Consider the following 13,019-nt stretch of genomic DNA (forward strand, 5'->3'; position numbering starts at 1 on the left):
GAAAGGAGTGAACTGCCTGCAAACGTTCGACTAGGGAGGCAGTTACAAAAAGTTACCTTTCAGACTATAGCGGCCTTTCGCACAACAGAGGTAGTTTTCGGCGAGAGTCCGACTGAGGTTCCATAAAAGCGAGTTTGTTTCACGCTGTTAGTTTGAACGCGCACTAGCACTTAAAGGAGTATATCCGATGAGCATACCAGTTTTACAGGAGCTGCATAACGAGGTTCGCCGGCTGTTTATAGCCGGGAGCGGGATGGCGGCGGGCGATATGCGGCTGAACAAGCTGCTTCCGCAGCTGCGGAAGCTCGGCGAAAGCGCCCCGGTGCTCGGCCGGCTGGCCGACGGCGTCGAGCAGCTTGTCGAGGCGGGGACGGAGCAGGCGTCGGGGAAGCTGCTTGAGCTCGGCACGCTGCTGCATGCCGTCCTCTACACGCAAGGACGGACGGAGGCGAAGGGGAGCGTGACGCTTATTGAAGCCGCTGAGACGTCCTGCTTTACGCAGGTGCCGTACCGCAAGCTGAAGCCCTTGCTGGAGGCGTTGACGCAGAAGGGCGGCGGCCGTTTGGAAGTCGTGCGGCAAGGCTTCGAGGAGAAGCTGTTCGACGATATGCGCACGCTCATCCCGGCCATCGCGGCGCTGGACGACAGCTTCGCAGAGCTCGCCGAATATATGGCGCAGACGGTCGTTCCGACCCTCGGCGCACCTGCTCTCCCCTTGCTGAAAGCGCGCTTCGACCTGCAAGGAGGCAAAGGCGACGCCAGAAGGCTGCAGCTTATCCACCGGCTCGCCGGAGCGGCGGAGCGGGAGCTGCTCGTACAGGCTGCGGCGGAAGGCTCGCTCGATGTCCGCACGGGGGCGATCGAGCTGCTCGGCGATTACCCCGAGCTGGAGCCGGTCATCCTGCAGCATGCGGATGACAAGAAGAAAGAAGTTCGCCGCGCCGCCTTATCCGCGTTGTCGCGGCTGATGTCCGGCGCCGCGGCGGAACGGCTGCTGCTGGCGCTGACGGACAAAGATCAGGAGATCGCCATCGAGCCTATCCGGCAGTCCGCATACGGGCGGCTTACAGAGCGTCTGCTTCAGGTGACGGAGGAGCTGCTGCGGGGGCTTGAGGATAGCAAGCCGGGCGATGACGCGGTTCCGCGTTTGTATGCAGCCGTGCAATGTCTGGAGGGTAAAGCGGACCCGGCCGTATCGGCTTTCTTGCAAAAGCTGCTTGGCGATAAGACGTTTATGTCTCGAGATACAGGGGGCGTGCAGGACTACGCCGCCCAGCTGCTGCTCGATATGAATAGGCCGGAGGCACACGGCTTCCTGCTGTCGCTGCAGAAGGCGTGGAATCGCCGATTTGTCGCCTACAGCTTCCAAGCGGCGGTTCGTACGCTGCAGCCAAGCGAGGTGTTCGACCGATTCGCCGGAGAGTTTGCGAGCAAGAAATCTGCGGCAGGCAAGGAGCTGCTGCGGGCGATGTACGAGTTGACGGAGCCGCTGGCAAACCCGTTCGACGAGTGCGGGACTTCTGACGAAAATAACGGCAGCAGCGTCAGTACCGCGGCCGGGCGCACCGGCAGTCTCGAAGGCTGCGGCTACCCTCGCAAGCCGATCCCGCTTGACGGCTGGGACCCGAGGTGGGTGGACCAGTTTATGGATATCGACGAGGAAGAGTTCGTCTGGCGGCTTGCCCGGCGGCCTGATAAGAAGGTCGTCGACTTCCTGCTTAAGAAGCTGGAGGCTTCGCCGAATTTTAACAAGACGAGGACGGTGCATCTGCTGGCTGCGCTGTTCAGGCTCGGCTATCGCGGTACGCCGGAGCTGCTGATGGACGTTCTGGAGAAAACGAACGCCAAGCATATTTATTACTTGGACCGCACGCAATTGCTGCTTCTGGCTCAGCTTCCGCGCGAGTATGCGGATCGGCTGGAGCAAGTGGCTAAGGGGCTCGCTTATGAGGGAATCCAAAAACAGTTCCTCGATGCCGTGGAGTGGCTGCGCGCCAAGGACAATGAAGAAGAAATCGTACAGGAGAACGGGAAGGGAGAGGGATGGATCGCATGGATCAGAAACAAAATGTTTTGAGGCTGCCTGCGGAAAGGCTATATGAAAAGGAACTTGAGGCGCTTAAGAGGGTCGACGGCGATTCGAAGCCTGCCGGCTGGCAGCTGTCTCCGCGCGGGGTTTTGACGTTTATTACGGGCGGTAAAGCCGGCGATGTGACGATAACGCCCAAATATATCGGCAACCGGCGGCTTGTCGAAATCGCCATTGCCACGCTGCTGACCGACCGGGCGCTGCTGCTGATCGGGGAGCCGGGAACGGCGAAATCTTGGCTTTCGGAAAACTTGACGGCCGCTATACACGGCGATTCGTCCAAGGTCATTCAAGGAACGGCCGGTACGAGCGAAGAGCAAATCCGTTACTCATGGAATTACGCGATGCTGCTGGCGAACGGGCCGTCCGACGAGGCGCTGCTCAAAAGCCCGATATACCGCGCGATGGAAACCGGGGGCATCGCCCGTTTTGAGGAAATTTCCCGCTGTGCCTCGGAGGTGCAGGATGCGCTGATTTCCATTTTGTCCGAAAAAACGATCTCGATCCCGGAGCTGGCCAGGGAAGTGTCCGCGGCTAAGGGGTTTTCGATCATCGCAACGGCGAACACGCGCGATAGAGGCGTGAACGACATGTCGGCCGCGCTCAAAAGACGGTTCAATATCGTCGTGCTGCCCGCCCCTTCGGAGCTGGAAACCGAGGTGGAAATCGTGCGCAAGCGGGTTGCGGAAATTTCCGCAAGCTACGAGCTGCAAGCCGCGCTGCCGGAGGATGAAGCGGTGCGCAAAATCGTCACGATATTCCGCGAGCTGCGCAGCGGCGTGACGCTCGACAGCAAGGAGAAGGTGAAGCCGCCGAGCGGCGTCATTTCGACGGCGGAGGCGATTTCGCTGCTGACGAACAGCATGGCGCTGGCGGCCAGCTTCGGCAGCGGGCGAATCGTCGACGAAGACATCGCCGCAGGGCTGCAGGGCGCGATCGTAAAAGACGAAGAGAAGGATCGAGCCGTTTGGAAAGAGTATCTGGAGAACGTTATGAAAAAGCGGGGATCGGAATGGCGGAGTCTGTACAACGCATGCCGGGAGATGAACAATTGAAAACCGTGAACGGTACGGGGGACGGCGCCGTCCAGCCGCTCGAAGAGCTCGGCATACGGAATGCCGCCGCTTTGGAATCGGTCGGCATGCGGACCGCAGCCGAATCGGCTGCAGCAGGAGAAGGCGGAATCCCGGCACTTGAGCCGGGCGAGTACGGCTTCCGGCGTTCAGCCGCTAACGGGCAGCCGCATCTTTTCGGCATCCGGCATCTGTCGCCGGCCGGAGCGGTTCATTTGCGGGCGTTTCTCGACGAAGTGAAGCCTTCGCTCGTATTGGTAGAGGGGCCCTCCGACGCAAGCGGCCTGATCGGGCAGCTGACGTCGCGCGGCGTCGTGCCGCCGGTAGCGATACTGGCTTACACCGATCAGCTGCCCGTACGGACGCTGCTTTATCCTTTTGCCTCGTATTCGCCGGAGTATCAAGCCTTCCTCTGGGCGGCGGAAAACGGAGCGCAAGCCGCGTTCATCGACCTGCCTTCCGATGCGGCCGTGGCGCTGTACGGCAAGCGGACGTTAGGCGGCGAGGAGCTGACGGAGGAGCAGCGCGAGGAACGGCAAAGCGGACTGCAAGCTTATTATCGGCGGCAGCATGCCGTATACGAGCGAATTGCCGAGCTGGCTGACGAGCCCGATTACGAGAGCTATTGGGAGCGGCATTTCGAGCACAATATGCGGAAGGATACATACCGCAGCGCGATTTTGGAGTTTTCGCGGCAAATGCGGAGCTTATCGGAGCAGGAGGAGCTCGCTTACGATCCGGGCGAGACGGCTGTCAACGCGATCCGCGAAGCGTACATGCGCAGGCAAATCCTTGAGGCGATCGCGTCAGGCTGTCCGGCGGATCGCATCGTCGTCGTGACCGGCGCTTTTCATGCTTCGGCACTAGATTCGTCGCAGCCGGGCATGACCGACGAAGCGCTGCGTGAGCTGCCGCGCTCGTCCACGAAGCTGACGCTCATGCCGTATTCCTACTACAAGCTGTCTACGCATTCCGGCTACGGGGCAGGCAATCAGGCTCCGGCCTACTTTGAACTGATGTGGGCCTGCATGCGGCACGGCGACCTGGCCAAAATGCCCTCGCTCTACATGTCGCAGGTGGCGTCCCATTTGCGGACCGAAGGAACGTTCCGTTCCACGGCGTCCGTGATCGAGGGCGTTCGGCTGGCCGAGTCGCTGGCTTCGCTGCACGGCGGCAGCCTGCCGACCTGGAAGGACTTGCGCGACGCTGCGACGGTTTGCCTCGGCTTCGGGGAGCTTTCCGCCATCTCCGAGGCACTGGCTCGGACCGACGTCGGAACCGCGATCGGCAGCCTGCCGGAGGGCGTCAGCCAGACGCCGATTCAGGACGACTTGAACCGGCAGCTCAAGCGGCTGAAGCTGGATAAATACAAGTCCGCGGTCGCGGCCGACCTGGAGCTTGATTTGCGGGAAAACCGGCGGGTGAAGTCGGAGGAAGCCGCGTTTATCGATTTGCACCGCTCCGTTTTCCTCCATCGGATCGCTTTGCTCGAAATCGGCTTTGCGCGCAAGCAGGGCGTCAGGCAGGATGCGGCGACGTGGGCGGAGCATTGGGTGCTGCGCTGGAGTCCGGAGACGGAAATTCAGCTTGTCGAATCGACCTTGAAGGGCGAGACGGTCGAGCTGGCGTCCGCCTTCGTCATCAACGAGAAGCTGGAGCGCTGCGGCGACATTCGCGAAGCGTCGCGCATCATCAGAGAAGCATGCGAATGCGGACTGCCGGAGGCGATGGAGCAGGCAAGGCGAACGCTGCAGCGGCTCGCGGTTGATGCAGGCAGCTTCGCGCAAATTGCCGCAGCCGCCCGCGAGCTGTCCGTGCTCATCCGCTACGGCGATGTCCGTAAAGTCGACACGGCTTCCTTGGTCCCGCTTATGCAGCAGCTGTTTTTGCGGGGAGCTTTGCTGCTTGTGGACGCTGCGGCCTGCAGCGAGGAGGCGTCGAACGAGATCCTCGCTGCTATGAACGAAATGCATGCCGTTTCGCAGGAATTCGCGGAAGAAGTGGACGACGGGCAATGGCTGCGAAGCTTGTGGGAGCTTGCTTCGCGCGACGACCGGAACGCAAGGCTGTCCGGTTTCGCCTTCGCCATCCTGCTGGAGCGGAATCAGGTCGCCGGCGATCAGACGGCGCAGGAGGTATTGCGGCGGCTTTCGCCGGGCATCCCGGCCGATCTGGGGGCGGGCTGGTTCGAAGGCTTGTCGATGCGCAACCGTTATGCGCTGCTGTCCCGCGCCGGCCTGTGGGAGCAGCTCGATACGTATATTTCGTCGCTTGACGGCGAGCAGTTCCGGCGCTCGCTGTTGTTTTTGCGAAGGGCGTTCGGTTCGTTCGAGGCTCGGGAGAAGGCGGCGATCGCCGAGATGCTGGGCGAGCAGTGGGGCTCCGGGGGCCTTGAAACCGGCGAGCTTCTGCAGCGGCCGCTCAGCGAAGAGGAAAGAGGGATGCTCGATGAGCTTAACGAATTCGATTTTGGAGATTTGTAGATGATGGAACGACAGGAACAGATCAAACGCTGGCGGTTGATTTTGGGTGAGTCGGCCGAGGAGAAGCTGAGCTCTTACGGAGAAGGCGGAAGCTTGCTTGACGATGAAGCGAGGCTGATGGACGAGGCGCTGGCGGCCATCTATGACGGAACGTCGGGCGGCGCATTCGACTCCGGCAGCGGCTCGGGCTCCGGCGGCCGGCGCAAGGCGGGGCTGGGCGCCTCCTCGCCGAAGCTGGCGAAGTGGCTGGCGGATATACGCACCTTTTTTCCTCCCGATGCGGTGTCCGTTATACAGGCCGACGCGATCGAACGCAAGGGTCTGAAGCAGCTGCTGTTTGAGCCGGAGACGCTGGGGCAAATCAAACCGGACGTCCGCATGGTAGCGACCTTGATGGCGCTGCGGGGCAAAATTCCGGAAAAAACGAAGGATACGGCGCGCCAGCTGGTGAAGGCGGTCGTCGACGAAATCGCGAAGAAGCTCGAAAACGACATCCGCCGGGCCGTTACCGGCGCGCTTAACCGCAGGCGGCATTCGCCTTTGCCTTCTTTTGCAAGTACGGACTGGAAGACGACGATCCGCAAAAATATGAAGCACTACGATATTGAGCGCAAACGGATCATTCCGGAACGGTTCTACTTCTTCGACCGGGCCAGACGCAGCAAGGAGTGGACGGTCATTCTCGATATCGACCAAAGCGGCTCGATGGCCGATTCGGTCATTTACGCTTCCGTGATCGGATCGATTTTTGCCAGCCTGCCGTCGCTGGATACGCATGTCGTCGCCTTCGATACCGAGGTCGTCGATTTGAGCGAGCAGTGCGCGAACGACCCGGTCGACATGCTGTTCGGCATTCAGCTCGGCGGCGGCACGGACATCAACAAATCGGTTGCGTATTGCGAGCAATTTATTATGGATCCGAAAAAAACGCTGTTCATTCTCATTTCCGACCTGTATGAGGGCGGTAACCAAGCGGCGCTGATCCGCCGGATGGGCGAGATGAAGCAGGCGGGCGTCCAAGTGTTGTGCTTGCTGGCGCTGTCGGATCAGGGAGCGCCGTCGTACGACGACAATGTGGCGAAGAAGCTGGCGCAGTTCGGCATTCCTTGCTTCGGCTGCACGCCGGAGCTGCTGCCCGAATTGATCGAGGGCGCCTTGAAAGGACTCGATCTGCAAGCATTGGCTGCCCACGCGGGGGCGGCGAAAGCGTAAAAGAGAGCTGTACGAAGGGAGTTTATGCCCTTACGTGCAGCTTTTTATTTAAAGCTCAAAAATGAAGAACCAAGAAATCCGACCTCTGACTACCATACTCACGTAGTAGCCTTATACTATAGATTTCAAGGATGTAAGGCATTTGATCGTGCAGCGGATAGTGACCTCATAATGAGGTGAAGTTTACTATTTCTGAGGCAAACTTCACTATTTCAAACCGAAAACCCGTGTTTTGGTGAGGTAATGAGGCAAACGCAATTAATAGTGAGGCAAACGAAATGAATAGTTTCGTTCGCCTCACTATAGGGCGAGAACGAGCATTTTACCTTTGGAATAGTGAGGGTAGCCTTATAAACAATGAAGTTTTCTCCACTAAGCGCACGGTTCGTGCATAACCATTACGAGTTCCGTGTTTTTCTTTCATAACCAGGTTATCAATCCCTAGTTTTAGACTTGATGGCGTACGTGTGAGCGGGAGCTAAATCGGCATGAAAGGAACATACATTCCCTTTCGTGTGGTATAATCTGTTTACAAAGTATAAATGTTGAAACTTGGGGAGGGGGATAGTATGAGCGAATTTACGCAAGGTACCTTGCTGAGAAGCGGGCATGTTTCGGACATTTTACGTCTTCGCCGCCAATTGAATATCGACTGCATCGTCCAACTGTTGAATAGCAAGTGGGCCGTTTTTTTCTGTAACGAGCATATTTCTGTTCCTTATGTTGAACAATTTCACTTGGCATGCTCCCGTTCCTTCCCCCTAATCGCCTTCTATCACTTCGAAGATCACGGTTGGGGATATACTGTCTATCAAAACGGAACCGCTTCCCATAAGATCGATATTTCCTACGAAGAAATAGGCGGGGATTTGAAAAAACTCCAAGCGCAATCATTCGAATCGTTCGGCTTCACTATCCAAGAGCTGCTGGAAATTGAGAATTCCATCAATCGGGCGGACGTTGAACGCTTCAAGCTGGCAATGGGCTTCCCGGAAATGTCATGGCTTTCTTATGACTATGCAGTCGGAGATATTGAGGAGGATGACGATAGCGGCATAACGGTGCTTCAGGAACCGGCGCCATGTTCATCTGTCTTTCCTATGGAAAAGCGCTGCCGAAGCTCAAAAGACACACCTTATTACGGGTCGAACGACGCCAGTGGATTGACACCGTTTCAAGCTAAAGGGCTTTCCGGCTTTTTCGATTCACTCGGGAAGATCGTCATCCCGCCTGTTTTTCAACAAGTTAACTATTTCAGTGATGGGCGAGCTGCATTCATGCGTGACAACCGATGGGGTTATATTGATGAGGAAGGATCCGAGGCGATCGAACCGTCCTTTGACCGAATCGGCATCTTCGCGGAAGGAGCCGCACTAGTCAACACGGAGCTAAACAGCCTGCTCATTGATCAAAGCGGACAAGTTCTACAGAAATATGAGTGTTTATTTGAAGAAAAACCATTTCTCAACTGCTTTGTAGAGGGGTATGCGGTTGTCAAAGTAAAGGGTCGGTACGGTTTGCTGAGCAGAAACGGAGCGTTCGCGCTAGAACCGGTTTATGCAGCAATCGGACAGGTTTGCAACGGTTTCGCAGTTGTTTATCCGAAAGAAATGCCTTCGTACTTTTGGCGGACAGATGGTACGAGGATGGATGCGCCTAGGGGTTATACAATAGCCGGCGGCTTCTCGGAGGGACTTGCCCCAGTGAGTTTAGACGGCGACCGGCATCATGTTTCCTTCATCGATCTGAATGGCGACATCGTCCTGGAAAATATACCGCGCCTGTCGTTTTATCAAGGTTTCAACAGCGGCCTCATGCCGGTCCTCGGCGCCAAAAAGAAGTATGGATACATCAATACCAGGGGGGAGGTCGTCATTGAGCAGAAATTCGATGTCGCCCTTCCGTTTGTCGGGGATGCCGCTCTCGTTAAGAACCGTGGGAAAACGACCTTTATTCGGCCGGACGGCACTCCTTATTTCAAACCGAAGGAGCTTCACAACTTGTCACAATGGAGTTTTCGTTTGCACAGCCCGTTTGTCGCACTCGATATTTTTAATGCCGATTACATCAGCAAATACACAGGCGAGCTCGTTTTTTCGAGCAACTCCTATCATCAATAACATATTGGGATGGGAGTTGCCCTTGGAGATGACTTCGGAAGAAGGTGCAACTTATTCCAATCTTATTCATTTATTTGAGATGTAGGAGGTATCGTTTATGTCTGAAACCTGCACGAAGTGCGGCGCCGTTCACACTGATGAAAATACTTGCGAATCGATTTTCGGCGAATTTATGGCACTTGAGTTCACAGATCCCGGTTACGGAAGGGTTCATTTTCTCACCGTCGCCTGTTACATGGTTCAACATGGGGGCTACAGCGATGAATTGTATGTCTGGGTGCAAAACGCTCTGCGAAAATATTTGGATGAAGGCCATACCACGGAGATGATTCGTCAGGATGCCGCCCAAGGACCCGGACGCGCCAAGGGGATTCGAAGGCAGGCGGATGCGCCGCCCCTTCCCAAGGTGGCCTGGTCCATGACGATTGCCGATGTGGCCGCGAAGATCCGGGATGCGGAAAGTTATTGCAAGCTTATTGAACAATGGGGACATACAACGCTGAAAGAGATGGGACCGCTTGTTTTGAAAAGGCGATAGGGAGAGTATGGGTTATAGTACAGCAGTGAAGTAGCGGGGGAAACGGGGGTCTCGTACAGGTGTCCATTCTCGACAGCGAAGGGGAAATCTTACAACCCCCGATGTTCAGGCAGGAATCGTCGTCGACCGAGCTGAAGCCGAAACGGCCGTACACGGAAACATGGGTGCTCGCAATCGACAAGCCCGGCCAATATCAAATCGAAGCTCTTGCCCGCTATACATTCGCCGAAGAAAACGAAAGCTTAAACGGAGGTTTACTGCACGTGCATAATCTAAAATCGGAGCCTGCCGCGATCGAAGTCCGTTACTGGTCTGCGTTTTACGCCCCGCCTATTTGCGAAACGTAAGGCGCCCGCACAACCCCAAAGGAATAGGTCCGACATAGTATTAGTAGAGTCGTTCCGATGTCAATCCAAGACTAATGGGGGGATCGCATCATGCGCGTGCTGTTTTTGGAAAGCCATCCGATGTGGATTCACGGACTTCCGAACGGGTTTCGCGATGCCGGGCACAAGGTGAAAATATCGGGTCCTTTGACCCGAACGAACATCCCGAAGCTGATCGCCGGCTTCCGCCCTCATCTCATTGTGACGCTGGGATGGACCTTCGAGCATAAAAAGAACAAACGGGCGTGGATACGGGAGGCCGTTAAAAAATCCGGAATTCCGCATATATACTGGGCGACGGAGGATCCGACCCACACGGAATCGTTCACGCTGCCTTACCTGAGGGGGACAAGGCCGGATTTCGTTTTTACGATCTGCCGTTCGAGAGTAGCCGACTATCGCAAGCTGGGCATTCGCGCCGCTCATTTGGATTTCGGCTATCATCCGAAGGTGCACCGCCGCGTCCCCGTCGTCGGCAAATACCGGTGCAATATAGGCGTCGTCGCTAACGCGTATCCCCAAGTTCTCCGGCGGTTTCCGAACCATTTTCGCAAACAATCCTTGCAGCAGCTTCTTCGTCCGCTCGTTCGCGGCAATGTCAGGGTCGATCTTTGGGGGAGGAATTGGGAAGGAATGAAGGAGCATTTCGGTAAAGGTGTTCCGAAAAAGTGGATCCACGGCTATCTGGATTATACCCAGGCGAATAAAGTATACAGCTCCGCGAAAATCATCATCGCTTTGCAAAACCAGCTGACGCAGGTTACGCAGCGAACCTATGAAATTCTCGGCTCGGGCGGATTCGTCCTGACCAACGATACGCCGGAAATCAGACGGTTATTCAAGCACAAAAAGCATCTGCTCCTCTCGAAGTCGCCGGCCGAAACACTGCAGCTGGTCGACTATTATTTGAAGCATCCGGTAGAACGGGAACGAATCCGGAAGGCGGGGCAAGCGGCGGCGCGCAAGCATTCGTACGAACAGCGGGCCCGCCGCATCGTTCGCGTCTTGCGTCAGCATCGTATTTTGCGTTGAACCGGTCCTCATCATAGAGTCATATACGGACAAAAACGGCGCCCGGAACGCGAAAACGTTCAAGAGCGCCTTTTTTAAAATATAAGATTTATATGTGTCACCTATCAAATGCTTATATTTCAACGGTAAACGCGCCTGTCCTTAGCTTATGCTTACGAAATCGATTTCTTCGAAAGCGTTTAGGACGGCGTGCTGTTTATCCTTGTTTATGCTTATATTTGCGAAAAAGAGTCAGCGTTGCCTGCAAATATTCCGCTTCGGACTCATTCAAAAGGAGAGTTTCGCCGGTCAACCGCAAGCTGTTCGGCGTATCGGTCCTGTTCAGCATATAATCGAGGCTGACTTCGAAAAAATCGGCCAAGCGGATAAGCGTTTGGAAATCGGGCTCGCGCGTGCCCTGCTCGTAATTCGCGATTTGTCCGCGGGATAACTGCAGGCGGTCGGCCAATTCATACTGGCTCATGCCTTTATGGTTGCGTAATTCCGCTAGCCGTCTGCCGAACAAAGCGCTCACCTCCTCAAGCTATTATAGGAAAGGGTGCGATTCTACGACTAGGATAGACACAATAAGTTTCCTTTATGCTTGACTCCGGCGATATTAACGGATATTATTTGTGTTAGTCGACACGGAATGTTTCTGGAAATATCAGTACAACTTCAAAGTCACAGCGAGGCCGCCGCAAGCGGCTTCAGCAGCTGGAGGGAATGAAGAGCATGAGATACCCTGGGATTTTTTTATTGTTGATGGTCGTATTATTTGTGCTGTTTTGCTTTCTTGAATATCGTTCGAGAAATAAAGCGGAGCGGGAATTGAAAAATCGGACACGAAACGATTCCAAGTAGGCTCTGCGCCTTTTAAGGTGAGGATAGCGAATTCGGCTTCATAAGCGTCAACCGGCAACGGCTGACTCGTCCTCGAACAAACGTATAGGGTACATAAAACGCCGCAAGGCGTTTTTCTTTTTTTTAAAATATAAGCGAATTAATACTAGCGTCTACGAATCTTGAAATAGAAATATTTGCTGCTCTCTGTTAAAGTGAGTGTTAGAAAAGGGGGAGCAAACGATGGTGAGATTCGGGGTAATAGGTACGAACTGGATTACGGAATTATTTATACAGGCTGCGCGCGAAACGGGCGAATTCGCTTTAACGGCGGTGTATTCCCGGACGCAGGAGCGGGCGGACGAGTTTGCGGCCAAAATGGACGTTCCACATGTATTTTCCGATCTGAGCGCCTTTGCCGGCAGCAAAGAGTTCGATGCGGTGTACATCGCGAGCCCGAACGCTTATCATGCGGAGCACGCAATCGCATGTATGAACGGCGGCAAGCATGTCCTGTGCGAAAAGCCGATCGCTTCCAACACCGGCGAGCTGCAAGCGATGATCGATGCGGCCGCGAAAAACGGCGTCCTGCTGATGGAGGCGTTGAAGTCGACGCTTGTTCCCAATTTCGAGGCGGTAAGGGAGAATTTGCCGAAGCTTGGAAAGGTACGGCGGTATTTTGCAAGCTACTGTCAATATTCCTCGCGTTATGACGCTTATAAACAAGGAACGATCCTAAACGCCTTTAATCCGGCTTTATCGAACGGCTCCCTTATGGACTTGGGCACCTACTGCATTTATCCTTTGGCGGTGCTGTTCGGCAAACCGGATCGTATTCGGGCGAGCGGCATGCTGCTGGAATCGGGCGTCGACGGGGAAGGCAGCCTGCTCCTTAGCTACGGCGATATGGACGCAGTCGTCATGCACTCCAAAATCGCCAATTCCTATGCGCCCGCTGAGATCCAAGGGGAGAACGCGACGATGGTCATCGACAGGATCAACGAGCCCGGTCATGTAGAGATCCGTTACAGGGACGGCAGCGTGGAAAATATTACGAGACCTCATGTTGCGAACACGATGTACTATGAAGCGAAGCGTTTTATCGATTTGCTGAAAGCCGGCCGGACGGAGTGTGACACGAATTCACACGCCAACTCGATGACCGCGATGGAAATGATGGTCGAAGCGAGAAAGCAAATGGGGCTGGTCTTTCCTGCGGACGTTAAATAGAGCGGGTGTTATGCTTTCGTGCCGTTCCTTTCGT

General features: G+C 55.5%; 10 protein-coding genes. 9 read left to right on the forward strand and 1 reads right to left on the reverse strand.

Features of this window, described 5'->3' with window-relative positions; genetic code table 11:
- Positions 1-187: 187 nt before the first annotated feature.
- The 8 genes from DQG23_RS35715 (at position 188) to DQG23_RS35750 (ending at position 10,933) form a co-directional block, all read left to right on the forward strand.
- On the forward strand, positions 188-2,077 hold the full coding sequence (locus DQG23_RS35715; RefSeq protein WP_113035831.1) for a HEAT repeat domain-containing protein: 1,890 nt from the start codon (positions 188-190) through the stop codon (positions 2,075-2,077).
- Entirely contained in the window at positions 2,053-3,144 is a 1,092-nt protein-coding gene (locus DQG23_RS35720; protein ID WP_113035884.1) for an ATP-binding protein, read from the forward strand. The genes DQG23_RS35715 and DQG23_RS35720 overlap by 25 nt, the downstream gene beginning before the upstream one ends.
- Positions 3,057-5,645 (forward strand): DUF5682 family protein, encoded by a 2,589-nt coding sequence (locus DQG23_RS35725; RefSeq protein ID WP_238178198.1) that lies wholly within the window; start codon positions 3,057-3,059, stop codon positions 5,643-5,645. The genes DQG23_RS35720 and DQG23_RS35725 overlap by 88 nt, the downstream gene beginning before the upstream one ends.
- On the forward strand, positions 5,646-6,857 hold the full coding sequence (locus tag DQG23_RS35730) for a VWA domain-containing protein (RefSeq protein WP_113035832.1): 1,212 nt from the start codon (positions 5,646-5,648) through the stop codon (positions 6,855-6,857).
- Positions 6,858-7,525: 668 nt separating this feature from the next.
- A complete protein-coding gene (locus tag DQG23_RS35735) occupies positions 7,526-8,977 on the forward strand; it encodes a WG repeat-containing protein (protein WP_158560873.1) in 1,452 nt (483 codons plus the stop codon).
- A 97-nt stretch (positions 8,978-9,074) separates the two neighbouring features.
- Positions 9,075-9,515 carry a DUF5946 family protein gene (locus tag DQG23_RS35740; protein ID WP_113035834.1) on the forward strand — a complete coding sequence of 147 codons (441 nt, stop codon included), beginning with the start codon at positions 9,075-9,077 and terminating at the stop codon, positions 9,513-9,515.
- Between the two features lie 59 nt (positions 9,516-9,574).
- Positions 9,575-9,862: a hypothetical protein gene (locus tag DQG23_RS35745; protein ID WP_113035835.1), complete on the forward strand. Its 288-nt coding sequence runs from the start codon at positions 9,575-9,577 to the stop codon at positions 9,860-9,862.
- 90 nt (positions 9,863-9,952) lie between these two features.
- A complete protein-coding gene (locus DQG23_RS35750) occupies positions 9,953-10,933 on the forward strand; it encodes a CgeB family protein (RefSeq protein ID WP_113035836.1) in 981 nt (326 codons plus the stop codon).
- A gap of 196 nt (positions 10,934-11,129) precedes the next feature.
- On the opposite strand, the gene DQG23_RS43890 is transcribed toward DQG23_RS35750, so the two are convergent.
- Positions 11,130-11,447, reverse strand: a complete 318-nt coding sequence (locus tag DQG23_RS43890; RefSeq protein WP_420330270.1) for a helix-turn-helix domain-containing protein — start codon at positions 11,445-11,447, stop codon at positions 11,130-11,132.
- A 551-nt stretch (positions 11,448-11,998) separates the two neighbouring features.
- On the opposite strand from DQG23_RS43890, the gene DQG23_RS35760 reads away from it, so the two are divergent.
- Positions 11,999-12,985 (forward strand): Gfo/Idh/MocA family protein, encoded by a 987-nt coding sequence (locus DQG23_RS35760; protein WP_113035838.1) that lies wholly within the window; start codon positions 11,999-12,001, stop codon positions 12,983-12,985.
- Positions 12,986-13,019: the final 34 nt, after the last annotated feature.

Origin of the sequence: Paenibacillus contaminans, from assembly GCF_003285015.1 — a bacterium.
GTDB lineage: Bacteria > Bacillota > Bacilli > Paenibacillales > NBRC-103111 > Paenibacillus_V > Paenibacillus_V contaminans.